Here is a 24,608-nt window from a genome sequence, read left to right on the forward strand (position 1 = left end):
TAAAGATGAACACCAACTTAAAAAATACAATAAGCCAGGAAAACTGGAATCAGGCCAACAGAAACCTAATGGCCAAAACCATCTCAGAACTGATGCACGAAGAGCTTCTGAAACCTGTCGTGACCTTTGAAGATCAGGACGGATATACAGTTTTCAAGCTCGAAACAGGATTTGAAAATATTTCATACAGCTTCCGCGGACAGGAAAGAATGATGGATTACTGGCATATTGATAAACACAGCATTACAAAAACAGAAAACGGTGAAGATTTGTCTTCTGTGGATGTAGCGGCCTTCTTTCTGGAAATGCAATCAGTTTTTGACTTAGACCCTTATACCATTGCAAGATATACAGAAGAATTACTGCATACTTTGTATTGTGATGCTTTAATCTTATCAAGAGGAGTGATGTCTTCAAAAGATCTTGCGGATGCAGATTATCAGACCGTAGAGCACAATATGACCGGACATCCATGGGTAATTGTGAACAAAAGCCGATTGGGTTTTTCTCCAAGAGATCTTAAAACATTTACCCCTGAAGCCGATGAGAATCTAAAAGTGATCTGGCTGGCTTCCCATAAAAGCAGATCTTCATTCCAGGCTTTGGAACATATCAACAGAGATGAGTTTTATCGTTCTGAAATAGGAGACATGCTGTATAATGATTTTCAGCAGCAACTGATCAGCGAAGGAAAAATTGTTGAAGATTATCACTTTATCCCTGTACATCCATGGCAGTGGGAGCATAAGCTTCAGATACATTTTGCTGGAGATATTGCTTCCGGACTTTTAATACAATTGGGTGAGGGTAGTGACACCTACAGTCCGCAGCAGAGTATCCGTACTTTATTCAATGTAGATCATCCTAAAAAGAGATACCTTAAAACGGCGGTTTCTATTCTGAGCACAGGGAATATCAGAGGATTATCACCCAAGCAGATGAAAATTGCTCCAGCCATTACAGATTGGGTAAAAGGTTTAATAAAAGATGACGCCTATCTGGAAAATAAAGAAACTATTTTCCTGGGAGAAGAGGCTGCTATTACTTATCTGCACCCTCAATACGGATCTATTGCCAGCGTACCCTACCAGTATAATGAATTCCTTGGCGCATTATGGAGAGAAAGTGCTGAGAACTATCTGAAAGAGGATGAACAAATGGTAACCATGACTTCTTTACTGTACGTAGACGAAAGTGGAGTTCCATTGGTCCAGGCATTTGCAGAAAAAGCAGGAGTGAGTATCAAAGAATGGATTGAAAGCTACCTTGATGCCTATCTTACTCCTTTGCTACATATCTATTACACGCATTCATTATGTGTAACGCCACACGGGGAAAATATTATGGTGGTTCTGAAGAACGGAGTTCCGAAGAGAATCGTCATCAAAGACTTTGTGGATGATATTGTACTTACTACAGAAGCCAGAGAAAAACTTCCTGCACACCTTGCAGATGGTTTGATCCAGTCTTCCAACAAAGAAAATATCCCGTTGTTTATTTTGCTTGGCGTTTTTGATGCTTTCTTCAGATATCTGTCGAATGCATTGCATACGTATTCCAACTTTAATGAAGAAACATTCTGGGAACTGGTTCACAACTGTGTAGAAAATTATAAAGCTGAGAATACCCACCTTCAGGAACGATACGAAAAATATGACCTGTATGTGCCGGTATTCAAAAGATTCTATATTAACAGTCTGCGTCTGAAAAATAACGGTTACAGTGAAAACAAGGCATTTGCCATTCCGAGAAAAGACGGAGCGCTGCCTAATCCGCTGTATCAGATTGCCAATAAAAATTCAGTAGCAGCAGTATGAGGAAATTCCTGCATATACTAAAAGAAGGAGCGGTTTTTACGTATGGAGCCATAGCCGGAAAGAAAGTTGAATTGACTTCCGGAAGTATCAACCGTTCCATCTTTAGTCTTGCCATTCCCATGGTGATGGAACTTGTCATGGAATCTGTTTTTGTGAGTGTCAATCTATTGATTATTGCAAAATTAGGCGACAAGGTTCTTGGGCTTGTGGGAATTACTGATAACTACATCAACTTCGCCTATGCCATTGCAGTAGGTTTGGGAATTGCAGCAGCAACCCTTACCGCCAGAAGAGCGGGTGAAAAAGATAAAGAAGGAATGGGCAGAACAGCCCAATACATCATCTTGCTGGCCCTGTTTTTTGCAGTGCTTATTGGTGGTGTTTCCTGCTTTTTTGCATCAGAAATTGTTGATTTTCTGGGAATCAATGCCAGTACGGTAACCGAAGGAGTTTCTTTCTCGAGACTGGTCTTCCTGAGTATCGGACTGGTGATTCTCCGCTTGTCTGTGAATGGCCTCTTCAGAGGTGCCGGTGATGCCGATATTGCGATGAAATCACTTTGGATTTGCCATATTTCCAATATCATTTTTGCAGTGATCCTTGTTTTCGGATTAGGATTTATTCCTGCTTTCGGATTGATGGGATTGGCATATGCTACAGTTTTATCAAGGCTTTTAGGCGTTTTATACCAGGCTTTTGTATTTGCCACAGGAAAAACCAGCATCAGCATCAGAGTTCCTTTACAGCTTGATATTCCATTGCTGCAGAAGATTCTGAAACTCGCCTTTGGAGGATTGGTTCAGTATATTATCCCAACATCCAGCTGGCTGATCATGGTGAAGATCATCTCCACTTTCGGAACTACAGCGCTTGCAGGATATATTATTGCCCAGCGTATTGCTTCGGTGGCAACAATGCCTGCCTGGGGAATAGGAAACGCAGCAGGAGTGCTTACAGGACAGAATCTCGGTGCCGGAGAACCGGAACGTGCTGAAAAAACAGTATGGAGAGCCGGAACCATCAACATGACTTATTTGGTACTTGTAGCCTTATTCTGGCAGATTGCTGCGGAATATGTGGTGAAATTTTTCACTACAGAACCTGAAGTTGCAGGATATGCGGTACAGTACATCCACGTGGTATCAATGGCTTATCTGCTGTTAGGATTCACCATGGTGATCAGCCGCGCACTGAATGCGGCCGGAAACATATTACAGGTAACATTGTTGTACCTCGTCATGTTTTATGTCATTCAGCTTCCGCTGGCTTATCTCTTAGGCGTAAGATTTCAGTGGGAACTGAGAGGAATATTTACCGCTATCGTTTCTTCGGAGATTGTTTTAGCTGTGCTATTCCTAATGATTTTTAAAAATGGAAAATGGAAAACTATAAAAATTTAAAATGAACACTACAGAAGAATTTTATGAAATTATCGCCTCTGCCATCGCTATAAAAAAAGAACTGGTAGATGAAAAGCTTACGTATCAGGAAATCCCGGAATGGGATTCTATGTCTCATCTTCTGATCGTAGAAGCCCTTGAACAGTTTTATCAGATCAAGTTTGATTTTAACGATATTCTGGAGATGGGAACCGTCGGCAAGATTCGTGAAAAAATGAAAAAATACGATGTATTCGTAGAAAACTAAGCCTATGAAAATTTTAGAAAATGTAATTGCCAATAAGAACCTGGCGTTTACAGATGCTTCCACCGGTACAACAATACCGGTGGGAACACTGTACCGGTCTTTAGGCTTAAACCCCGTAGAAAAAGGACTGCTCTTTTTGTACAACGACAATCAGCTGCCAAGCATTGAGGTGCTTCTCAATTTTTATGGAACAGCGCACACGATTGCGGTACTGGGACAGAAACTGCATGAAGAATTCAAAGAACGTATTGAGGCAGAATACCGTCCGAAATACATCTTTGATCCACAAAGAGAAGCTATTGAAGGATATACTCTGAAAGCATTCTCAGACAACATCAGCATCTTCGCAAAGGATGATTATAAGAGTGAAGTTACCATTCACCCTGACATCAAAATCCTTTTGAGTACTTCAGGGACAACAGGTGTTCCAAAACTGGTTAAATTATCTGATGAAAGTCTTTATCAGAACGCATTAAGCATCCTTCAGTATATGCCGATTCAGAAAACGGATGTAGTTCCTTTAAACGTTCCGATCAACTTTGTGTACGGATTCTCTATTTTCACCACCAACTGCACGCGTGCCGAAAGAATTGTCTGTACCGATAAAGACATTATGCAGAAAGCATTCTGGGATGAAATGGAGGAGTACGGTTACAGTACTTTGGGTGGAGTTCCCTTTCTTTATGAAAATCTAAACAGAATAGGATTCTTCAGAAAAGATTCTCCAGGTCTGAGGTATTTTACCCATACCGGCGGAGTAATTAACGCTGAATTGAGAAAAACCATTTTCTCTTATTGTCATGAATTTAAAAAAGAATTCTTTGCACAATATGGCCAGACTGAGGCTGGAGGAAGAATGGCTTATCTTACTACAGAAGGATTGCTGGAGGGAGAAACCTCTATCGGAACGCCCGTACACAACGGAAGTTTCAGAATTGATCCTGAAACCGATGAACTTCTCTTTTCACACATCAGTATTTTCGGAGGCTACGCCAATAAGCTGGACGATTTGACAACGTACGAGCAGCCTTCTGTACTGCATACCGGAGATACCGCCAGAAAAGGTGAAAACGGGATGTATTATATCACAGGAAGAATAAAACGTATCATGAAGCTTTTCGGAATACGTCTTAATCTGGATGAGGTAGAATTTATCCTTAAAAATGAAATGCAGGGCAATACTTTCGTATGTCTGAATGCCAATGATAAAAAAATTGTGGTATTGTATGACAATCCGGAAATAGATCCTCAGATCATCACCGAAACCATTAAAAATAAACTGCGTATTAATCCACAATATGTACGCACAGAACGTATAGAATCATTCCCTTTATCACAAAACGGTAAAATAAACTATCCCCTGTTACAAAAATTACAGCATGAAAACATCTAAAACCCTTATATTACTTCTTGGTCTTGCTTTATCTTCCAATTCGCTTTCTGCACAGCAGGGCGACAGAGTTCATGGCAAAATCATGCTGTCTGAAAAAGCACCGGTAAAAAATGCTGTTTTAAGACTTGTCAATACGTCTTATCAGGCAAAAACCAATAATTTAGGAGAATATTACTTTGAAAATGTGCCACCTGGAGAATATACGCTTCAGGTGGTTTTAAATGACATTGAACTGATGAGGGAACCCATCCACATCCAGAAAGATGTCTATGAAATCCCTGCAATCTATGCCTCGTTACACAATAATGTAATTGAGGGAATTACCGTATATGCAGTAAGCAGAAATAAATTTCTGGATAAAGACAGTACTTCAGTGGCCAAAATGCCTTTGAAAGTTCTTGAAAATCCACAGGCTTATACAAGCATCAACCAGCAGATCATGAAAGAACAGCTTACTTACGATATTTCGGAAGTATTGAAAAATGTTCCGGGTATGGTAAAAATGCAGGGAAGCCCGGGAAGAGGTTCCGGAGACGGAAGTTTTTACTACAGCCTCAGAGGTTTTCCTACCAAAGTATCGATGGTAGATGGTGTACCAGCCAATACCAATGGTGAGATTGATCCTTCCGATATTGAACGTCTTGAAGTCATCAAAGGACCTTCAGGAACGTTGTATGGAGGTTCTGTAACTTCCTTTGGAGGTTTGATTAACGCAGTAACCAAAAAACCGAAAGATTATTTCGGAGGAGAAGCTTCTTATCTGATGGGAAGCTACAATCTGAACCGTGTTACCGCTGATGTTTACGGCCCGATTACAGAATCCAGAAATATGTTATTTCGTTTGAATGCAGCCTATCAGTATCAGAATGGTTTCAGAGATTCCGAATTCAGAAAATCATTCTTTGTAGCCCCAACTGTAAGCTACCAGGTTAATGAAAGATTGAAATTTAACCTGGGAGCTCAGATTTATAATTATGAAGGAACTAATACTCCGATTATTTTCCTTCCGAGAACAAGGCAATATTTTGCCCATAATCCTGATGAACTAGGCTTTGACTGGAAAAGATCATATTCCAACAATGATATGACCTTAAAAGCTCCGTCTATTAATGTAAAAGCAGAGGCTAATTACAAAATTTCGGATCACTGGACTTCGCAAACCTTGCTTTCAAGAAACTTCAGAAAAACGGAAGGATTATATCAATACCAGTTTATCAGAGGGACAACCAGTGATGCCCTGCTGGAACGTAATGTACAGTGGCAGAACTCTGAAGCTTCTTCTACAAGTGTTCAGCAGAACTTCAATGGACAATTTAATATCGGGAAAATTAAAAATAAAGTATTGATCGGATTGGATTATCTGAATCAGACAATCAATAATAACCATTCTCCAATTGTAGTCTTTGATAATGTCAACGGACAAAGCTTAGAAGGATACCCGAATATTTCTAAAGATCTTGCCCTTCAAAAAATCCAGGCATTTACACAGGCAGCCATTCAGGCAGGCAAAACACCTTTAGTGAGAAATAATTCCGCATCCAACCTTTATGGAGCCTATATTTCAAACGTCACTTATATTACGGACCGTTTGATTACGCTTTTAAGCTTGCGTATGGATCATTACGAAAGTAAAGGACAGCTTAATCTGAATGATAACAAACGTACCGGTGATTTCAGTCAGACTGCATGGTCTCCAAAAGTAGGAATTGTATATCAGATCGTTAAAGACCAGTTATCTGCCTATGGTAACTATATGAATGGTTTCAGCTATACAGCCCCTGTTGCCCAGCAGCTTCCGGACATTAGCGGTGAGATGAAACCTCAGATGGCGAATCAGTGGGAAGTAGGAATCAAGGGAAATCTTTGGAGGAATAAAGTGAATTTCACGGTTGGATACTATGATATCCTTGTTGATAATATCCAGAGAGGAACCGGAGTGATCCGTGACGGAAAAGAATACAATATTGTTGTTCAGGATGGAAAGCAAAGAAGCAAAGGGATTGAAATCGAAACCATCATGAACCCTGTTCAGGGATTAAATATCATGGCCGGATATAGCTACAATCACAGCAGATATGAAAAGGCTGATCCCGCTGTAGATAGGCGCCGTCCGGAATCTGCAGGTCCTGCCAATGTATTCAATTCATGGATCAGTTATATTCTTCCGATCAAAGGACTTCAGGGACTAGGAATAGGTTTTGGAGTAAACCGTGTTGGAAAACAGATTACCGGAAATAAAGTGGTTACCGGACAATTTGTATTTCCTGCCTATACTTTAGTGAATGCTTCCATTTCTCTTGAAAAAGAAAGATACAGATTAGGATTTAAAATGAACAACCTGGGGAATGCACAATATTTTGCAGGGCAGGGAGTGGTAGTCGCTCAGATGCCTCGGAATTTTGTTGCTGAGGTAAGCTTTAAATTTTAAGAATGAAGCTGAAATTCAGAAAAATTGCCTATCAGTTACATCTATGGCTCGGACTAACGTCCGGGCTTATAGTTGTTATCATGGCTGCTACAGGATGTATCCTGGCTTTTGAAGAAGAATTAAAACATATTGTTCACCCCAACCGATATTATGTTGAAAACATTGGAAGAAACAAACTTTCATTGGCTGAACTTACGGAAAAAGCAGAAAAAGTACTTCCCGAAGGGTTGAAGGTCAAAAGAGTAGTCATGCCTTCCGATCCCTCACGAACGTATGTATTTCGTACCTTAAAAATGGACAATGAAGCATGGACGTATTGGGGAACCTATCTTTATTATTACCGGATTTATGTGGATCCTTATACCGGAAAAGTACAGGAAGTAGAAAATGCCAAAAAGGACTTCTTTGAAATTGTGCTGGATCTTCACCGAAGACTTCTTCTAGGTGAGAAAATCGGAAAAGCAATTACCGGTTATTCCACATTGATATTTGCTGTGATACTTCTATCAGGGCTTGTGATATGGTATCCCCGAAAAATGAGTAAAGCCATGCTGAAAGGAATGTTTTTCATTAAAATATCGGCCAACTGGAAAAGAATCAATTATGACGCTCATAATGTCTTAGGATTCTATGCCATCATTCCTTTACTTTTAATATCTTATTCTGCATTGATATGGAGCTTTGAAGATGTAGATAAATGGGTAAAGAATACACTGAACGGAAACATTCCAACAGAAAAGAAAGCCAAAAGTACAATTCCTTCCGAAGAATTTTCAAACCGAAAAAACATTCTCAATCTCATTGGAAATACCATGGAAAAAGGGATGAAAGACAAAAAATCAGCACTTGTCAATTTTCCGAGATCGGAAGAAGGAACTTATTATGCAGAGTTGACCTATGACGCAAGACAATACAGGAATGAACAGTTTAATTTTGATCAGTATTCAGGAGAAGTTTTAAAATCTCAATCGTATAAAAACAAAAATACCGGATATGGAACCGCATTAAGGGAAAGAAATTACGATCTTCACACCGGAAGCATCCTGGGATTGGCCACCAGAATTATTTATTTTCTGGCAGCTTTTATCGCGCTATCACTCCCGATTACCGGTTTTATCATCTATTTGAATAAGAAAAAGAAGAAACCCAAACATAAGAAAAACAAAGTAGTTTTTCCTTCTCACCATTAATAAAAGCCTATGGAAAGGGGCTTTTACTCTTTTTTAAACCACAAAAGTCACAAAAGCTTTTATTTAAAAAACACATGAGTTCACTTAAGTAAGTTTAATAATGATGTTACAGAAAAGCTCACATAAGATGAAAATCAAAGATTTTCTAAAACTCAGGTGTACTTATTAAACGTAAAGCAGGCACTTAAAACGTAAGTGATCAAAACTTTTGTGCCTTTTGTGGTTAAAAACAATTAATATAGAAGATTATACAATTTCTATTTTAAATATTCTCAATCAATTTTATCGCAGATAAAATCCTCGCGCCTTAAAACACATTGTTTTGGTCATTATTTGCGCCTTCGCGTTCAAAAATAAGATAATCTTTTTTTTGGAAAGTCGCAAAGGCGCAAGTTTTTTAATATTAATGCATTTTTAAGACGCAAGAAAATCAAAGATTTTCAGTAAGTGAAGCCGTAATTTATTCAATCGGCGAGAGATCTCATCACCCAATCAATCCCTTCACATTTTTTGAAAACACCTCAATTCCTTTATTCATCTCTTCAACATTCAGATCTCCGAAACCTAAACGAATAGCCGTAAGCCCTTTATTCTGATATAACAATGTTTTAGGAATAAAAAGATTGTCCTTCGCACAATTTCTACTCAGCTGCATCAGGTTCAGCGGAATATTCCATTCCAGCCATATAGCCAGTCCACCGGAGGGTTTTTCAAAAGAGATAAACTCACCCAGATTCTCTTCCAGCAATCCGGAAAAATAATCACGCCTTTCCTGATAAACTTTCAAAGATTTCTTCAGATAACGGTTGATTTCTCCTTCTGCAATCATTTCTCCAAGTGCTCTTTCCATCAGAATATCGCCTTGACGGTCTATAATTCCCAGGTATTTACGCATTTCTGTCATCAGATTCTCAGGAGCCACAATAAATCCTGTCCTGAATCCCGGTGCCAGAGATTTCCCGAAAGAACCGATATAGATCACCATTCCGTTGGTATCAGCACTGGCAAGAGGAAGAATAGGACTTTTATCGTAATGAAATTCATAATCGTAATCATCTTCAAGAATAATAAATCCATACTCATTGGCTAGTTCCAGCAACTCGAAACGTCTTTGAGCGCTCAAAGCAACCGTAGTAGGATAGTGGTGGTGCGGTGTCAGATAAAGCATCCGGATTTTCTGCTTTTTACAGGCTTCCCGTACGCTTTCTACTATAATTCCTTCTTCATCAATCGGAATTGAAACAATGTCAACACCAGCTTTCATAAATATCATATTGACTGAAAAGTAGCTCAAAGCTCCCACCAATACTGTGTCACCTTTGGAAAGAAGAATCTCAGAAACAATATAAATACTCATTTCCGTGCTTCTGGTAATGAGAAGATTGTTCTTAGAAATAGGAAGTCCACGGGAAAGATTCAGGTATTGGGATAAATGTTCTTTAAAAAATTCACTTCCGTCATGATTATAATGTCCCAACGTTTTTTGGTTAGATTTGCGCTTTAAAATAGAACTGTAAAATCTTGAATGCTGCCCTATCTGCGTCAAACGAATATCCGGAACCCCATCGTTAAAGACATATTCACAATTGGAATGCTCGAAAGGATTATCTAAAATATTGGACGTTTTAAATGAAAAACCAGTCGAAACAGGGTAGTTCTGAAGGTTATTTTGCTTAAAATCATTCAATTTAACGGGTTTTTCCTGATCTTTTCCAATAACAAAAGTTCCTTTGTTGGGAAAACTCTCTGTCCAGCCCTGGGCTGATAATTCATCATATACTGCAACGGCCGTATTTCTATGGATTTCCAGCATTTCACTGAAAGTTCTTGTCCCCGGAAGCTTGGTTCCGAAAGGCAAAAATCCCCGCTGAATTGCATTGATCAGCTGGTTGGCAATCTGCATATAGATAGATGTTTCTGATTTTCTATCAATTTTTATAAAACTTTCGTAAGGAATCTTAACCGGACTATCCATAATATCAAAACTGGCACAGTATAACCATCCGGCAATATACTACTTTTGACATCAAAATAAAAATCTATGGAATTTCATCATCTGTTAAAAAAAATTGTACAGGAAGGAAGTATTCACGCCAAATGGCTGAACACGCTTTCATTTATGGAAAATGCCGGTGCAAGAAAAATATCAAAATGTGAACATCCAACATTAGTTTCTCAAATCCAGCTGAAACATGCTGCTGAAGAGCACCGCCACGCCTATTATTTAAAAAAGCAGATTGGGAAAATAAACCCTGAATTATGCAAAACCTATGAAAGCATAGAACTTCTGGCTCCTATCGCAACAAGCCAATATCTTCACTCATTAGATATTAAAGCCTGTCGTTATCTTCAGGAAGCTTTCCAACTTAATAAAACAGATATCAAATATGCTGCCTATCTTTTCGTAACCTATGCTATTGAGGTTCGGGCGGATGAACTTTACCCTGTTTATCAGCAGGCACTTACCGAAGCTTCTTCTAAAATTATGGTAAAATCTATTATCCTTGAAGAAGAAGGACATCTGGAAGAAATGATTCATCAGCTCAATGAATTCTCACCAGACTGGAAACACCATGCAGATCATATTCTGGACATAGAAAAAGAACTGCATAAAGAGTGGATTAATGCGATTACAGAAGAAGTAGCTCAATTAAATTATGCTTAGCAATACTTTACGTTTTCAGGAATCCCTTGATAAACGAAGAGACAAAGGAACCTTAAGAAGTTTAAGGCTTCTATCCGATGGAATTGATTTTTATTCCAATGATTATCTGGGGTTTGCAAAAAGTAAAGACCTTCAACAATTACTGCTGCAAAAGATTATGGATAACCCTCAACTGCTTTCGGGAAGCACAGGTTCAAGGTTAATTAGCGGAAACAGTGATATCGCAGTTTCCGTGGAAAATGAGATTGCGCAGAAACATCATTTTGAATCGGCATTGCTCTTCCCATCCGGATATAATGCCAACCTTGCTTTGTTTTCAACGCTTCCCAGCCGTCATGATGTCATTATTGTGGACGAACAGATTCATCGGTCAGTACATGATGCCTGTCAACTTTCGAATGCTAAAAAACTGAAATTCAGACATAATGATCCTGAAAATCTTGAAAATACATTGAAAAGGCAGGAAGGTCATTGCTATATTGCCATAGAAAGCTTGTACTCGATGGAGGGAGATTTTGCTCCTGTTCAGGAAATCGCTGCCCTTGCCAGTAAGTATAAATCTTCTTTGATTGTTGATGAAGCCCACGCCTTTGGCGTTTTTGGATATGGATTGATTGAAAAATACCGCTTACATAATCATGTTTCGGCAGCGGTTATCACCTACGGTAAAGCTCTTGGAAGCCATGGAGCAGCAATTCTTTGTAATGAAACAGTGAAATCTTATCTGATTAATTTTGCAAGTCCGTTCATCTATACCACATCAGCACAGGATTTTCAATGGATGAGCATCAAAACAGGATATGAATTTTTAGATCAACATCATGAACTGGCTGAAAAACTTCATAATAACATCAAAGTTTTCCGAGGTAGAAATTTACAGTCTCCGTCAGCAGAAACCAGTCCGGTTCAGGCTATTCTAATTCCGGATAATCACAAACTGAAAGAATTACAGTACATTTTATCTGAAGAAGGATTTTTAACCTATGCTATATACAGTCCTACAGTAAAAGAAGGAAGCGAAAGGTTGAGAATATGCCTTCATAGCTTTAATACAGAAGAAGAAATTATGAAACTGACGGGAATTATTAAAGAGTTTATTTAAAGCAAAAAAGATTCAAAACCCGTAACACGAATCCCGAACCCCGAATCTCAAAACATGAAATTATTTATAACAGGAATAGGAACCGAAATAGGAAAAACAGTATGTTCAGCTGTTTTGGTTCAGCATTTTAAAACAGAATACTGGAAACCCATACAATCAGGAGATCTGGACTATACAGACAGTCATAAAATTGAAGAATGGACAGACACCAACTTTTGCCATCCGGAAACTTACCGTTTACAACTGGCTGCATCACCACATCAATCTGCAAGAGAAGAAAATATAACCATCAATCTGAATGATTTTCAACTCCCCAATACAGCAAATCCTCTGATTGTAGAAGGAGCAGGAGGGCTTATGGTACCCATATCAGATACTACTTTCATGATAGATCTTATTGAAGAATTAAACATTCCGACAGCATTGGTAGTCAGAAATTATTTAGGCTGCATCAATCATAGCCTGCTCTCAATTTTAGCTTTACAACAGAGAGGAATTAAGTTGGAATATTTAATTCTTAACGGAGATTTCCCCGAAGATACAGAAAGAGTGATCTGCAGTTTTATTGAAAAAGAAACAAAAATTATAAAGATTCCCGAAATCAACAGTACGGATAAGGAATCTATACAACATGCTGCAAAGCAATTAACAATAACAAAAATAGGATAATGGATACAAAAACAACATTGAGAAATAACTGGACTAAAGAAGAGATCGAGGAAATTTATCACCTTCCTCTAATGGAACTGATCTATAAAGCAGCCACAGTACACCGCGAATGGCATGATCCTTCCGAAGTACAGATTTCAACATTATTATCTATCAAAACCGGCGGATGTCCTGAAGACTGCTCCTATTGTGGGCAGGCAGCCCGTTATCACACGGATATCAAAGTACAGGCTTTATTACCTACAGAAACTGTAATTGCTCACGCCCAAAAAGCGAAAGATTCAGGATCTTCAAGATTCTGTATGGCAGCAGCATGGCGTGAAGTTCGTAATAACCGTGATTTTGACAGGGTGATTGATATGGTAAAAGGAGTCAATGATCTTGGCCTTGAAGTTTGCTGTACATTGGGAATGCTTACCGAAGAACAGGCGATCAGACTTCAGGAAGCCGGATTATATGCGTACAACCACAACCTTGATACTTCTGAACAGTATTATGAGGAGATCATCTCTACCAGAACTTTTGACAACAGAATCAATACGATCAACAATGTAAGAAAAGCTGGAATCACAGTATGTTCCGGAGGAATTATCGGACTTGGTGAAACGCATAGAGACAGAATTTCAATGCTTTTAACATTGGCAACAATGCCAAAACATCCGGAATCCGTTCCAATTAATGCATTAGCAAGGGTAGCGGGAACACCATTAGCAGATAATGAAAAAGTAGATACGTGGGAAATGGTAAGAATGATTGCCACAGCAAGAATCGTAATGCCATCTTCTATGGTAAGATTGAGTGCAGGTCGTATAGAAATGTCTGAAACAGAACAGGCATGGTGCTTTATGGCAGGAGCCAATTCCATTTTCACGGGAGAAAGAGAAACCTTATTGGTAACGCCTAATCCAGGAGTTTCTGAAGATATGCAGATGCTGCAGACCTTAGGATTGAAACCTATGATGAAAAAAGAAACATGCTGCTAGTAAATTATAAACGATAAATAATGAGTGATGAGCTGGATTATTGGTATTATAGTGCTTATTATAAAACTGGTTTTTGAACTTTTATAAACTGCTCTACAAGTTGGAAAACGCAAAGGCGCAAAAGCTTAGTAAGCAATATTTTCTTGCGTCCTTAAATATCCCACGCAATCTATGATAAAACTTTGCGTCTTTGCGATTAATACAACATTTACGCCAACATATTCAACTAAATTATTGTTAAATCCATCTCCATCACTTATTACTTTTTAGATCAATATATGAATACATTAACCAAAGAAATCAGTCTGCAGGAGAGAGATAAAGCGGTGAACTGGCATCCGTACACGCAGATGAAAACAGCTGATGATGCCATTCCTATTGTAAAAGGAAAAGGAATTTATCTTTATGATACCGAAGGAAAAAAATATCTGGATGTCGTTTCATCATGGTGGGTAACATTGCACGGCCATTCTCATCCATATATTGCCCAACGTGTTTTTGAACAGTTGAATACACTGGAACAGGTGATTTTCGCAGGATTTACCCATGAGCCGGCAGTACAGCTTTCAGAAAATTTACTGAGACTTCTGCCTGATAGCCAGGAAAAGGTCTTTTATTCGGATAATGGCTCTACCGCAGTAGAAGTTGCTTTAAAAATGTGTATTCAATATGCATACAATAAAGAGAAAAAGAAGACAAAGATTTTAGCTTTTAAAAATGCGTATCACGGAGATACTTTCGGGGCTATGTCTGTAAGTGGAAAAAGCTTTTGGACAAGACCTTTTGAAAGCATGCTGTTTGAAGTTGTTTTTATAGACACACCTAATGCAGAAAATATAGAAAGCCTGCGGTTGCAGATTAAAGAACTTGCTGCTGAAGTAGCCTGCTTTATCTATGAGCCATTAGTTCAGGGTGCTGCCGGAATGCTGATGTATAAAGCAGAAGATCTTAGCCAGCTAATGAAATTCTGTAGAGAAGAAGGCGTTCTCATGATCCAGGATGAAGTTTTTACAGGGTTTGGAAGAACAGGTAAACTTTTCGCAGCAGATTATCTTACCGAAAAGCCGGATATTATGTGTTTTTCAAAAGGATTGACAGGAGGAACGATGCCTATGGGAATTACAACCTGCTCCAATGAAATTTATGAGGCTTTCCTTTCTGAAGACCGTTATAAAACCTTATTTCACGGGCATTCGTTTACAGCTAATCCTCTAGCCTGTACCGCGGCTCTTGCCAGTATGGAATTACTATTGACAAATGAAACTCAAATGAATATTAACCGCATCACTCATCAACATTCAGAGTTTGTGAAAGTACTTGCTTTGCATCCTCATGTAGAAAAGGTTCGTCAGATCGGAACTATTTTAGCGTTCGATTTTAAAACCGGGAATGATACTTCTTATTTCAATGAAATAGGGAAGAAGCTTTACAATGAATTCTTACAGAGAGGGATTATTATGAGGCCGTTGGGAAATGTAATCTATCTGGTTCCTCCTTATTGTATTACATCGGAAGAATTGGATTTTGTCTATCAGAATATTACGGAGGTACTGGATCAGTTTAGAGAATAAAAGATCCGGTCCGGTAATAATTATTTTTAATTTTTTTAATATACCTTATAGGTTTCCAGGACCTATAAGGTTTTTATGTTGAATGCCAGTGCCGGTATTTTTTAAATATCCTGTTCTGATTTCTTCAAAATAGCAATCAATTCTTTTAATTCATCTTTATTGAATTCCAGCAAGTTCTGATTAAAATGATTGGATGGAATTTTGATATAATTCACCCATGAAGAAAGTTTTTCACGATAAACACTTCCGAATTCAATATTACTCATCGTTACAAACTTATATCTGGTTTCCTGGCCAGCCTTTTCATTTTCTTTCTGTTCTACCATCTGAAGAGCCTGAATCAGTTTTCCCAATTCATTTTTGTCAATAGTGAGTGTCTTTTTGAAGATTTCATCAAAGGTTTCATATTCATACATAATTCCAAGAAAAGTATCTGATGAATTGTCAGAAATATCTTTCGTTACAATTTTTTGAATATTCAGGTTTTTAAATTTACCTAAATTGATGATTTTCTTTTCAATTAATGTTCCTTTTCTTGAATTGACAGTTAGGCCGCGGGATGTTGTGTTGGATCTTTGAATCGTTGGTGGTGGCACTATCTGTGCAGTTACCCCTGTGCCTATTGCGCAGGAGATCAAAATAATGATTCTTTTCATTTGTAAAAATTGTTATTAGTTTTTTTTCAACAATATATAAAATATTTAAAAATAATTTTATCCCAATTCATTTCCCCATGAATGAAGTTCGGAAAGAATAGGTCCCAGTTTTTGTCCTTTCTCTGTTAATTTATAATAGACTTCCGGTGGAAAATTATAAACTTCAATCCTTTCAATAATAAGGTCTTCTTCCAACTGTTTCAGCTGTTCTGCCAATACTTTCTTGGAAACCCGGGGCATATTCCGCCAAAGTTCTACAAAACGTACCCGATCTTCTTCAAAAAGATTGTGCAGGATCAGAGGCTTCCATTTCCCTGAAAGAATATTCAGGCTTCTTCTTAATCCACAGTTTTTAAATTCTTCGAAATTCATAACACAGTTGAATATTTGTGGTTAACCTTTTGGTAACCTTCGATTGTTTTACCCTCATCGGGTAATAGCTTTGTTCTACAAACATACTCAAAATGAAATTACAATTATGGCGCAATGCAACATTGCTATTAAATATTGATGGAATTTCCGTCCTTGTAGATCCTATGCTGGGTGAAAAAGACTCTATGGGGAAAATGCCTATGACGGACAGTGAATTACTGAACCCACTTACAGATCTGCCTTTTAATAAAGAAGAATTAAATAAAAGATTAAAAGAAATTGATGCTGTTGTCGTCACCCATCTTCATCCTGATCATTGGGATCCTGCAGCCGTCGGACTTCTTGATAAAAATATTCCGATCATCTGTTCGGATATTATTGCAGACCACATTGCTGCACAGGGATTTACCAATATTATTGCTGTGAATAATAAGATTCAGTGGAAAAATATTGAGATATCTGCCACGAAAGGACAACATGGAACCGGAGAAATAGGAGAAAAAATGGGTGTCGTAAATGGTTTTGTTTTTAAAAAAGAAAATGAATCCGTTTACATAGCAGGAGACACGATTTGGTATGATGAAATTGCATCAGAAATTGACAAACACCAACCACAGCACATTATTGTTGCCGGAGGAGCCGCCACTTTCTCTGTGGGAGATCCTATTATTATGACCAGTGAAGACATTGTAAAGGTCTGTGAATATGCACCGGATTCTACTGTTTGGGTAACCCATCTGGAAGCGGTAAGCCATTGCAGAGAAGACCGGAAATTTATTCAGGGAAAAATAACAGAAAAAGGACTCGAAAATCAATGTTTCATATTGAAAGACGGAGAAGAGGTGAGTTTGAAACAGATGTGAATAAATAACAGGAGTTATGGCTTATTTTTTGAATATTTCCTGATAAATAATTTATATGCTGTCAGTTTTTCTCTTAAATCTTGATTGGAAAGAATTATTATTGGGACACGAAGAATGGTCTTTTCTTTTGGAGATCATTCTTCGTACCATGATTATGTTCCTTGCCATCATCATCGGACTTAGAATTTTAGGAAAAAGAGGGGTAAAACAACTCTCAATCTTTGAATTGGTAGTCATTATTGGCCTGGGATCGGCAGCAGGAGATCCTATGTTTAATAAAGATGTTGGAATTATTTCGTCCCTTATTGTTTTTATTGTTATTATTCTTCTATATTCTATTGTGACGCATTTTATCGGAAAAAGTAAAAGTTTTGAAAATCTGGTGGAAGGAAAATCCATCTGCCTGGTAGAAAATGGAGAATTCTCCATTAAAAACTTTCAAAAAGAAAACCTTGGGAGTGACGAATTCTTTGCAGAGCTGAGACTAAAGGGAATTTCGCAACTTGGCCAAATTGAAATGGCTATAGAAGAAATATCAGGAGAAATCAGTGTATTTTTTTTAGAAGATGAATTTGTAAGGTATGGACTTCCTATTATGCCAGGCTCATTACATAATCCGTTACGATATATTCGTGAGGAAAGACATTACTCTTGTATATTCTGTGGGTATACTGAACATAAAAGAGAGGGTAATGCCGGACGCTGCCCGAAATGCCAAAAAGAAGAATGGGTAGCATCCAGCAATAAAAGACGTGTCACCTGACCTTTGACTATCCTAATCCTCAACATATTTATTTCTCGCTGCTTTCAATCCAAAATACAGCATCAGCAGTACAGCACAGCTTAACAGATAGAATGAACTGTTCCAGGAAGTATCCCAATCATGCAGTTTTCCAAACAATGGAGGCCCGAACGCTGCAATCAGATATCCTACAGACTGAGCCATTCCTGATATCTTAACGGCATTGATACTGCTTTTCGTTCTTGTAGAAAAGAAAAGAATTGACAAACTGAAAGATAACCCATTAGAAATACCAATTATCACCGCATTCCCATAAATCCACTGAGATTTCAGGAAGACAAACATCAGAGTACTTCCAAACATCAGGGTACATATAAAAAGGATCATAAGTCTTTGGTCTTTCATTTTACTGGCAATAATCGGACAGCAAAACGTCACAGGAATCATGGTAATCTGAATGACAAAAAATACCCAGCCCGAACTTTCTCCCTGCATATGAAAGTCAGCAAGAAATGAAGGAAGCCATGCTACCAGGCAATAATAAAATAAAGACTGCAGTCCCATAAAAATACTGATATTCCATGCCTGGGAAGATTTGAACATATTAAAATCTGAAGTACTAAGTGCCGTTTTAGGTGGAGCCGGATTTCTTTTGTTAAATATAAATTCCAATGATAAAACAAGGAAACCCAATGCGGCAATCACCAGCCATATTCCCAGAGAGCCTTTCCATCCAAAACCTGTCAGTTCTCCTATTTTCACGCTGAATCCTGAAGCTAAAGCTGCGGTAAGATTCATCGATACAGCAAAAATTCCTGTCATAAGACCTATCTGCTTCGGAAAATTATTCTTAACATATCCCGGAGTGACTACATTTCCAATGCATATTCCTAAACCAATGAATAGAGATCCTAAAAACAAAAGCCATAGAGATCCACTGATTCGCAAGAATAATCCAAAACTTAGAATAATCAGAGAATACATAAGCAGTTTACTGATTCCAAACTTATTGGAAAATCTGCTCACCAGTACAGAACAGGCGGCAAACATAAACAGGGGAATAGAAGTAAGCAGACTCACCTGAAAATTATCCAGTTTCAAAGCCTCCCTTACTTCTCCAAGTACAGGAGCAACCGCCACAATCGGTGAACGGAGATTGCTGGAAATAAGTATAACTACCAGAACATTAATAATTAATAAAACATACGAAGCATTCTTTTTTACTTCATTCTTCATCATAATAAAAACTTTTGTACAAAATTAGCACAGTAATTTTGTTTAATTTTGCCAAAGTTTTAACCTAAAACGACATGAATGCTAATGACAGTATAAAAATAGATGAACTGAAAAAGCCTTATTTTGTATGGTTTGAAGAAAACTGGGTGCATGATAATGTTCTGCATCACCATCAGAAAGGGCAGCTCGTGTATGTAGAGAGTGGTTTCCAGTATATTACTATCGAAGAAAAAATCTATCTCCTCCCTCAAAATCATGCCGTATGGATCCCACCAAATGCAGTCCATAAAACCAATTCCCATTCTGAAAAGATCAAACTGATGATCATGTTTGCGGAGATCAGTATCCAAGAATCTTTTTATCAAGAAGTGAAGGTATTTTCTGTTCCTCCGGTTTTAAAGGAAATGATAAAATATGCAGAGAAATGGTCTAAGCTGATGACTCCGGATCATCATGAAAGCTTGTTTCTGAAAGCATTGTTCAACGAACTTCCACGGTTTGTAGAACATTCCCTGACTCTTCATATCAGTCTTCCCAAAGATAAACGCCTTGCTAAAGTCATAGAGTATCTCCACAGTCATTACCGAAATGAGATCAGAATGGAAGACCTGAGTGATACAGCGCTTTTATCTTTCCGTACTCTGGAGCGTATTTTCAAAAAAGAAACAGGTCTTACTTTAAGCAAATATCAGCAAATGCTTCGTATCATCAAGAGTCTGGAATATTTGAGTTCCGGAAATCTTACCATTTCAGAAACAGCTTATGAAGTAGGGTACAAGAGTGTTCAGGCTTATACCAGAAGTTTTTATTCTGTGATGAAATTCAGGCCCACTGATTTTATTAAAACCATTCAATAGTTTTTTTAATCTTTATGAAAACAGTTTGAAATTATTAAAAAAGGGGAGTTATTAACATTATAAAACTTCGTACATTCCTTTAAAGAAAAGCAATCAACTGAATTAAATAAGAAAATATTTCACATTTCGCCCGTTTTTCCACTTCATTAGTCAATATTCAATTATGATATTATTGAAAATAAAAAGGTCTCCACGGATGGAGACCTTAAAAAAACACAAATGATGAAAAAAAATTATTTCGATTCACAAATATAAACAAAAATCATGTTATGCAAAACAGTATAAGTTTATTTTTTTTAAAAATTATTGATTTTTCCTAAAAGTAATTATTTCCTAAATCTTCCTTGTTTTCTTTGAGATTCCGAAATAAGCAATGTAAAAACCTCTCCTGATAAATATAATTCGCCATTTGAAGAATTGTACGCATGTTTTTTAAGCAAAATAAAGAAATCTCAAAAAGTGAATTATTATCAGAATACGACTTTATAAAGATAATAATTAAACACACGCTTAACTCTTTTGTGATCCTACTCATAAATTCTGAAAGTTTTTTGTACTACTTTGGATAAAAACCTGTCATATGAGTCCAAAGATATTTAAAGGAGTTCCTGCACAAAAGTTCGGTGGCTTCCATGATACGGAAAGCAGAAAAGTATTTGACCAGGATCTGATTCCAGAAAAGTTTAACCTATTAAAAGAAAGATTCTTTTCAGTTAATAATTGGGAAAATTATACCGGAAAAGCTTTCGCTGCATTTAAATTATATGATTTTGATGGGAATCCTGCAGACCGAGAACCTCAAAAAGGAGATTTTATCAGGATTGATATTCCTGGTCCGGGAGAACCTGAGGCTAAAGGGTACGATTGGGTAAAAATAACAGATATCTGCTTCTATCAGGACAGTTTTTCTGAAAGTATATCAATCACATGCAGACCTTCGATAAATCCTCAAAATAAAAAAAGTCGTCATATTGCCCATTTTTATAGTTCTGCAGCCAGCTCAACTTTTATGATATCCCGCAATATAGCTTATTTAAAAGCAGCCGTATACGGACGAAATGAAAGACCCAACTGGAACGCAAAGCTTCCGGATGTCATCAGAAATCTTGCTACTGCTTTAGGCGGAATGCTGGGAATTGCAAAAATACAGTGGAAACAACTTACGGATAGTTTTCTGGATTTTGATTAATGCCATTCTTCCTTTTTTGATCTAAGTCAAAGTTTTTTATCTGTTGTACCGGGACCTTTGCACCCGAATATTTTAAACAAAATTTATGAGTACAACATTAGAAAAAGGACAGACTATTAATTTCTATCAGGCAACGGCTCCTATTATCATTTCGGTATTTGCAGTTTACCTTACCATAGGAATTGCGTTGGGAGTACTTCCCAGGTTTGTTCAGAACACGTTGGGTTTTGACAGCATTATTGTAGGACTTGTGATTGGTCTGCAATCATTGTCAACACTTTTAACCCTTGCCTATTCCGGAAAAATCACAGATACCAGAGGTGCTAAGAAAAGTAAAATGTCCGGCGTAATACTGGCTGTTATTGCAGGAATTGCTTATGTCCTGGCGGTATCATTTCAGACTCAACCGATTCTGGCACTTGCTTTTCTCTTATTGGCAAGAATTATTCATGGGATTGGTGAAAGTTTTCTCGTTACAGGAGCATTAACGTGGGGAATAGGTCTTGCAGGACATTCCAGTTCGGGAAAAGTAATGACCTGGAATGGTATTGCCATGTATGCGGGAATTGCAATCGGAGCTCCCATCAGTATCTGGTTAAGTAAAGAATACAATATTTTTCCTGCTTTTCTTCTTATTGCCTTATTTCCGCTGGTAAGCTGGCTTTCCACGACAAAACTTCCTTCTATTCCCGTAGATAAAGATCATGTAAGAATGCCTTTCTACAAAGTAATTGGTACCATATTGGGTCAGGGTCTGAGCCTTGCTTTTTCATCAATGGCTTTTGGATGTATTGCTTCTTTTATTGCCTTGTTTTTCTCTCAAAAAAATTGGGGTGATGCTTCTCTTGCCTTTATAATCTTCGGAGCATGTTATGTGCTGACCAGAATTTTATTTGCTTCTTTTCCGGATAAATACGGAGGATTTACAATAGCCTTGATCTCTCTGATTATCGAAGTGGCAGGACAAATGCTGATCTGGACCTCTGCCTCCAAAACATTGACTATTATCGGATGTGGATTGACGGGAGTAGGATTTTCATTGGTCTTTCCTGCATTGGGAGTTCTTGCCATTCAACAAGTAAAGCCACAGATGAGAGGAACAGCACTAGGAGCCTATGTCGCATTTGTTGACCTTTCATTAGGATTGGCAGGTCCTATAGCAGGATTAATTGCCGGGTGGTTTGATTATCAGACTGTATACCTGTTCGGAGGCACCAGCTGTGTGATTGCAATGATTATTTTACTATTTAACAAAAAATAAAAATGGAACATTCCCTAATATCTCAAGTAAAAGAAACAAAAAAAATACGTTCTGTATTTACCGTTAAAAAGAAACTCTTTATTACACCGCATTTAATCCGTGTCATATTTAATATTGATGAAAACCAGACTGAACTATTGGCTAACGTTAAGTCAGGATCTAATAATAAAATATTTATACCCGCTGAAGAAGAAAACATAGCTCTCATCAGAACGTATACCAACAGAAAAATTGACCTTGAAGAAAAGGAACTGAGCATTGATTTTGTAGCTCATGGTGATAACGGTCCGGCTTCTGCATGGGCATTGAAGGCCAATCCAGGTGATGTATTGGAAATAGGAATGAAAGAAAGCACAAAGCCTTTAATTCCGGATGCTGATTTTTATCTGATGGCAGGAGACGCAACGGCTCTGCCTGTGATTTGTGCCATCGCAGAACAGTTTCCTTCCTACGTAAGAGCAAAAATAATATTGGAAGTGGCAGGTAAAGAGGATGAACTTATGCTTTGTTCTGCAGCAGATATTTCAATTGAATGGCTGTACAATCTTCATCCTGAGCAGGGAAGCATGCTTGCCGAAGTGGTGAAATCTGTTCAGTTTCCATCAGGTGTATTGAAAGAATATGTTTACATCGCTGCAGAATATACTACTGTACATGAGCTTCGCACCTATTTTAAAACAAACCTGAAATGGGACACCCAAGCCCTATACGCCTGTTCCTATTGGAGAGCAGGGCAACCGGAAGGAAAAACTTCTGAAAGCACTTAAGAAGCAGGAACAGCAATAAGTTTTTAACATATTTATTGCTACATTTGCGGTGACTGATTTAAATAAATGGAAGACTTATTAGTTTCATATATTAAAAGCAAAATATCAATAACAGATGAAGAATTGAAAGTTATTCTTTCTTATTTCAAACCTGTCAAATTAAAAAAGAACGAGCTTCTCGTTACCAATGTTCATTCTCCCAAAAAAACATTCTTTGTTGTAAAAGGCTGTTTACGGATATTTTACATTAATAAGGAAGGGCAGGATTCTACAAGATATTTTGCTTTTGAAAATCAGTTCGCTACAGCACTTCATACCTTTATTACTTCGGAACCTTCTGATGAACTTCTTCAGGCAGTAGAAGATTCAGAGGTCTATTATATTACCCATCAGGATTTTTATCATTTATTGGACATTATTCCTCAATGGGAAAAATTTTACAGAATTTATATTGAAATTGCCTGTATTGCCAACACTAAAAGGCTGATGTCTTTTATGGTGCAGGATGCTCTTGAAAAATACAAACAGTTACTGGAAGAAAATCCGATTATTGTACGCCGGCTTTCCAACAAACTGGTGGCTTCCTATCTTAATATCTCACAGGAGACACTGAGCAGACTGAAGTCAAGGCTTTGATTTTTTGTTTGATAAACCTAACATTTTTACGAAGAGTTATTATTTATTTAAACTGCTTTTAAACTGGCTAAAATTCTCAAAAAATTAATACTAAAGCCCATTCAGAAAAAATTTAAGCCCTATATTTGCACTCATGTTAAAATGGTTCTCCATATTATGTTCAATGATGTATGTGCTGGCTACCACCAATGCGGGGGAAGTACTGAAAGTGCCTATGTTTGTGGAACATTTCATGGAATACCATGGAAGCTTTTCAGAATTTGTAATGGAGCACTATGATAACCACAAAGAGGATTCAGACTGGGATACCGATCAGAAACTGCCTTTTATCAATCCTCCTATCGTACTTACCGTACACGCACAGCTTCCGGAACTTTCATTTGAAATAAAAAAACCTAAGGAAATTACTGTTTCAAAGAAAAGCAGTATTTACAAGGAAAAAGACTTTTCCAACCAATACCTTTCTCAGATTTTCCAGCCACCGCGGCTTTCTTAATCGACTTCACATTGAAAATTAATGCTTTATATTCTTATCTAAAGCAGTGAATTTTTGTTACATATCAA

At 37.7% G+C, this 24,608-nt stretch carries 23 protein-coding genes; 19 read left to right on the top strand and 4 right to left on the bottom strand.

The window, feature by feature from the left end; all coding sequences use genetic code 11:
* The first annotated feature begins 5 nt into the window (after nucleotides 1-5).
* Genes RHP76_RS03590 through RHP76_RS03615 form a run of 6 tightly spaced genes read left to right on the top strand, consistent with a single transcriptional unit; the run spans nucleotide 6 to nucleotide 8,475 of the window.
* Nucleotides 6-1,817, top strand: a complete 1,812-nt coding sequence (locus tag RHP76_RS03590; RefSeq protein WP_311229502.1) for an IucA/IucC family protein — start codon at nucleotides 6-8, stop codon at nucleotides 1,815-1,817.
* Nucleotides 1,814-3,217, top strand: coding sequence for an MATE family efflux transporter (locus RHP76_RS03595; protein ID WP_311229503.1), 1,404 nt, complete (start codon nucleotides 1,814-1,816; stop codon nucleotides 3,215-3,217). The genes RHP76_RS03590 and RHP76_RS03595 overlap by 4 nt, the downstream gene beginning before the upstream one ends.
* 1 nt (nucleotide 3,218) lies before the next feature.
* A complete protein-coding gene (locus tag RHP76_RS03600; protein WP_002979498.1) occupies nucleotides 3,219-3,464 on the top strand; it encodes an acyl carrier protein in 246 nt (81 codons plus the stop codon).
* 4 nt (nucleotides 3,465-3,468) lie between these two features.
* Nucleotides 3,469-4,857, top strand: a complete 1,389-nt coding sequence (locus RHP76_RS03605; RefSeq protein ID WP_311229504.1) for an AMP-binding protein — start codon at nucleotides 3,469-3,471, stop codon at nucleotides 4,855-4,857.
* On the top strand, nucleotides 4,844-7,285 hold the full coding sequence (locus tag RHP76_RS03610; protein WP_311229505.1) for a TonB-dependent siderophore receptor: 2,442 nt from the start codon (nucleotides 4,844-4,846) through the stop codon (nucleotides 7,283-7,285). Before RHP76_RS03605 ends, RHP76_RS03610 begins: the two co-directional genes overlap by 14 nt.
* Before the next feature lie 2 nt (nucleotides 7,286-7,287).
* Nucleotides 7,288-8,475 carry a PepSY-associated TM helix domain-containing protein gene (locus RHP76_RS03615; protein WP_311229506.1) on the top strand — a complete coding sequence of 396 codons (1,188 nt, stop codon included), beginning with the start codon at nucleotides 7,288-7,290 and terminating at the stop codon, nucleotides 8,473-8,475.
* A gap of 484 nt (nucleotides 8,476-8,959) precedes the next feature.
* On the opposite strand, the gene RHP76_RS03620 is transcribed toward RHP76_RS03615, so the two are convergent.
* Complete coding sequence (locus RHP76_RS03620; protein ID WP_311229507.1) at nucleotides 8,960-10,450, bottom strand: aminotransferase-like domain-containing protein; 1,491 nt, start codon at nucleotides 10,448-10,450, stop codon at nucleotides 8,960-8,962.
* Between the two features lie 66 nt (nucleotides 10,451-10,516).
* Between RHP76_RS03620 and RHP76_RS03625 the strand changes: the two genes are divergently transcribed.
* From RHP76_RS03625 to bioA, 5 genes are all read left to right on the top strand, one after another.
* Nucleotides 10,517-11,140: a hypothetical protein gene (locus RHP76_RS03625; RefSeq protein WP_311229508.1), complete on the top strand. Its 624-nt coding sequence runs from the start codon at nucleotides 10,517-10,519 to the stop codon at nucleotides 11,138-11,140.
* The gene (locus RHP76_RS03630) at nucleotides 11,133-12,242 is read left to right on the top strand and encodes an aminotransferase class I/II-fold pyridoxal phosphate-dependent enzyme (RefSeq protein ID WP_311229509.1); all 1,110 of its coding nucleotides are present in this window, start codon (nucleotides 11,133-11,135) and stop codon (nucleotides 12,240-12,242) included. Before RHP76_RS03625 ends, RHP76_RS03630 begins: the two co-directional genes overlap by 8 nt.
* A gap of 54 nt (nucleotides 12,243-12,296) precedes the next feature.
* Entirely contained in the window at nucleotides 12,297-12,911 is a 615-nt protein-coding gene (gene bioD, locus RHP76_RS03635; protein WP_311229510.1) for a dethiobiotin synthase, read from the top strand.
* Nucleotides 12,911-13,894: a biotin synthase BioB gene (bioB, locus tag RHP76_RS03640; protein ID WP_311229511.1), complete on the top strand. Its 984-nt coding sequence runs from the start codon at nucleotides 12,911-12,913 to the stop codon at nucleotides 13,892-13,894. The genes bioD and bioB overlap by 1 nt, the downstream gene beginning before the upstream one ends.
* Before the next feature lie 278 nt (nucleotides 13,895-14,172).
* Nucleotides 14,173-15,465 (top strand): adenosylmethionine--8-amino-7-oxononanoate transaminase, encoded by a 1,293-nt coding sequence (gene bioA, locus RHP76_RS03645; RefSeq protein ID WP_311229512.1) that lies wholly within the window; start codon nucleotides 14,173-14,175, stop codon nucleotides 15,463-15,465.
* 101 nt (nucleotides 15,466-15,566) lie between these two features.
* Here bioA and RHP76_RS03650 read toward each other — a convergent pair whose 3' ends face one another.
* Together RHP76_RS03650 and RHP76_RS03655 are read right to left on the bottom strand one after the other, a co-directional pair.
* Nucleotides 15,567-16,121: a hypothetical protein gene (locus RHP76_RS03650; RefSeq protein WP_288441950.1), complete on the bottom strand. Its 555-nt coding sequence runs from the start codon at nucleotides 16,119-16,121 to the stop codon at nucleotides 15,567-15,569.
* A gap of 57 nt (nucleotides 16,122-16,178) precedes the next feature.
* Nucleotides 16,179-16,493 carry a winged helix-turn-helix transcriptional regulator gene (locus RHP76_RS03655; protein WP_280211180.1) on the bottom strand — a complete coding sequence of 105 codons (315 nt, stop codon included), beginning with the start codon at nucleotides 16,491-16,493 and terminating at the stop codon, nucleotides 16,179-16,181.
* A 92-nt stretch (nucleotides 16,494-16,585) separates the two neighbouring features.
* Between RHP76_RS03655 and RHP76_RS03660 the strand changes: the two genes are divergently transcribed.
* A complete protein-coding gene (locus RHP76_RS03660; protein WP_311229513.1) occupies nucleotides 16,586-17,356 on the top strand; it encodes an MBL fold metallo-hydrolase in 771 nt (256 codons plus the stop codon).
* Between the two features lie 55 nt (nucleotides 17,357-17,411).
* Complete coding sequence (locus RHP76_RS03665) at nucleotides 17,412-18,119, top strand: DUF421 domain-containing protein (protein WP_311229514.1); 708 nt, start codon at nucleotides 17,412-17,414, stop codon at nucleotides 18,117-18,119.
* A 12-nt stretch (nucleotides 18,120-18,131) separates the two neighbouring features.
* Here the strand turns inward: RHP76_RS03665 and RHP76_RS03670 are convergent, their stop codons facing one another.
* Complete coding sequence (locus tag RHP76_RS03670) at nucleotides 18,132-19,337, bottom strand: CynX/NimT family MFS transporter (protein ID WP_311229515.1); 1,206 nt, start codon at nucleotides 19,335-19,337, stop codon at nucleotides 18,132-18,134.
* Nucleotides 19,338-19,408: 71 nt separating this feature from the next.
* Between RHP76_RS03670 and RHP76_RS03675 the strand changes: the two genes are divergently transcribed.
* The 6 genes from RHP76_RS03675 (at nucleotide 19,409) to RHP76_RS03700 (ending at nucleotide 24,540) form a co-directional block, all read left to right on the top strand.
* Nucleotides 19,409-20,191 (top strand): helix-turn-helix domain-containing protein, encoded by a 783-nt coding sequence (locus RHP76_RS03675; protein WP_311229516.1) that lies wholly within the window; start codon nucleotides 19,409-19,411, stop codon nucleotides 20,189-20,191.
* Between the two features lie 580 nt (nucleotides 20,192-20,771).
* A complete protein-coding gene (locus tag RHP76_RS03680) occupies nucleotides 20,772-21,380 on the top strand; it encodes a hypothetical protein (RefSeq protein WP_120231137.1) in 609 nt (202 codons plus the stop codon).
* Between the two features lie 85 nt (nucleotides 21,381-21,465).
* A complete protein-coding gene (locus tag RHP76_RS03685; RefSeq protein ID WP_311229517.1) occupies nucleotides 21,466-22,641 on the top strand; it encodes an MFS transporter in 1,176 nt (391 codons plus the stop codon).
* A 2-nt stretch (nucleotides 22,642-22,643) separates the two neighbouring features.
* Nucleotides 22,644-23,408 carry a siderophore-interacting protein gene (locus tag RHP76_RS03690; protein ID WP_311229518.1) on the top strand — a complete coding sequence of 255 codons (765 nt, stop codon included), beginning with the start codon at nucleotides 22,644-22,646 and terminating at the stop codon, nucleotides 23,406-23,408.
* A gap of 66 nt (nucleotides 23,409-23,474) precedes the next feature.
* On the top strand, nucleotides 23,475-24,044 hold the full coding sequence (locus tag RHP76_RS03695; protein WP_311229519.1) for a Crp/Fnr family transcriptional regulator: 570 nt from the start codon (nucleotides 23,475-23,477) through the stop codon (nucleotides 24,042-24,044).
* 133 nt (nucleotides 24,045-24,177) lie between these two features.
* Nucleotides 24,178-24,540 (top strand): hypothetical protein, encoded by a 363-nt coding sequence (locus RHP76_RS03700; RefSeq protein ID WP_131797460.1) that lies wholly within the window; start codon nucleotides 24,178-24,180, stop codon nucleotides 24,538-24,540.
* The last annotated feature ends 68 nt before the right edge of the window (nucleotides 24,541-24,608 follow it).

This window comes from Chryseobacterium sp. SG20098, assembly GCF_031844745.1.
GTDB lineage: Bacteria > Bacteroidota > Bacteroidia > Flavobacteriales > Weeksellaceae > Chryseobacterium > Chryseobacterium cucumeris.

Bases quoted from the DNA above. Each gene is read 5' to 3' on its own strand.
- RHP76_RS03590 (WP_311229502.1), top strand. From the start codon at position 6: ATGAACACCAACTTAAAAAATACAATAAGCCAGGAAAACTGGAATCAG.
- RHP76_RS03595 (WP_311229503.1), top strand. From the start codon at position 1,814: ATGAGGAAATTCCTGCATATACTAAAAGAAGGAGCGGTTTTTACGTAT.
- RHP76_RS03600 (WP_002979498.1), top strand. From the start codon at position 3,219: ATGAACACTACAGAAGAATTTTATGAAATTATCGCCTCTGCCATCGCT.
- RHP76_RS03605 (WP_311229504.1), top strand. From the start codon at position 3,469: ATGAAAATTTTAGAAAATGTAATTGCCAATAAGAACCTGGCGTTTACA.
- RHP76_RS03610 (WP_311229505.1), top strand. From the start codon at position 4,844: ATGAAAACATCTAAAACCCTTATATTACTTCTTGGTCTTGCTTTATCT.
- RHP76_RS03615 (WP_311229506.1), top strand. From the start codon at position 7,288: ATGAAGCTGAAATTCAGAAAAATTGCCTATCAGTTACATCTATGGCTC.
- RHP76_RS03620 (WP_311229507.1), bottom strand. From the start codon at position 10,450: ATGGATAGTCCGGTTAAGATTCCTTACGAAAGTTTTATAAAAATTGAT.
- RHP76_RS03625 (WP_311229508.1), top strand. From the start codon at position 10,517: ATGGAATTTCATCATCTGTTAAAAAAAATTGTACAGGAAGGAAGTATT.
- RHP76_RS03630 (WP_311229509.1), top strand. From the start codon at position 11,133: ATGCTTAGCAATACTTTACGTTTTCAGGAATCCCTTGATAAACGAAGA.
- bioD (WP_311229510.1), top strand. From the start codon at position 12,297: ATGAAATTATTTATAACAGGAATAGGAACCGAAATAGGAAAAACAGTA.
- bioB (WP_311229511.1), top strand. From the start codon at position 12,911: ATGGATACAAAAACAACATTGAGAAATAACTGGACTAAAGAAGAGATC.
- bioA (WP_311229512.1), top strand. From the start codon at position 14,173: ATGAATACATTAACCAAAGAAATCAGTCTGCAGGAGAGAGATAAAGCG.
- RHP76_RS03650 (WP_288441950.1), bottom strand. From the start codon at position 16,121: ATGAAAAGAATCATTATTTTGATCTCCTGCGCAATAGGCACAGGGGTA.
- RHP76_RS03655 (WP_280211180.1), bottom strand. From the start codon at position 16,493: ATGAATTTCGAAGAATTTAAAAACTGTGGATTAAGAAGAAGCCTGAAT.
- RHP76_RS03660 (WP_311229513.1), top strand. From the start codon at position 16,586: ATGAAATTACAATTATGGCGCAATGCAACATTGCTATTAAATATTGAT.
- RHP76_RS03665 (WP_311229514.1), top strand. From the start codon at position 17,412: ATGCTGTCAGTTTTTCTCTTAAATCTTGATTGGAAAGAATTATTATTG.
- RHP76_RS03670 (WP_311229515.1), bottom strand. From the start codon at position 19,337: ATGATGAAGAATGAAGTAAAAAAGAATGCTTCGTATGTTTTATTAATT.
- RHP76_RS03675 (WP_311229516.1), top strand. From the start codon at position 19,409: ATGAATGCTAATGACAGTATAAAAATAGATGAACTGAAAAAGCCTTAT.
- RHP76_RS03680 (WP_120231137.1), top strand. From the start codon at position 20,772: ATGAGTCCAAAGATATTTAAAGGAGTTCCTGCACAAAAGTTCGGTGGC.
- RHP76_RS03685 (WP_311229517.1), top strand. From the start codon at position 21,466: ATGAGTACAACATTAGAAAAAGGACAGACTATTAATTTCTATCAGGCA.
- RHP76_RS03690 (WP_311229518.1), top strand. From the start codon at position 22,644: ATGGAACATTCCCTAATATCTCAAGTAAAAGAAACAAAAAAAATACGT.
- RHP76_RS03695 (WP_311229519.1), top strand. From the start codon at position 23,475: ATGGAAGACTTATTAGTTTCATATATTAAAAGCAAAATATCAATAACA.
- RHP76_RS03700 (WP_131797460.1), top strand. From the start codon at position 24,178: ATGTTAAAATGGTTCTCCATATTATGTTCAATGATGTATGTGCTGGCT.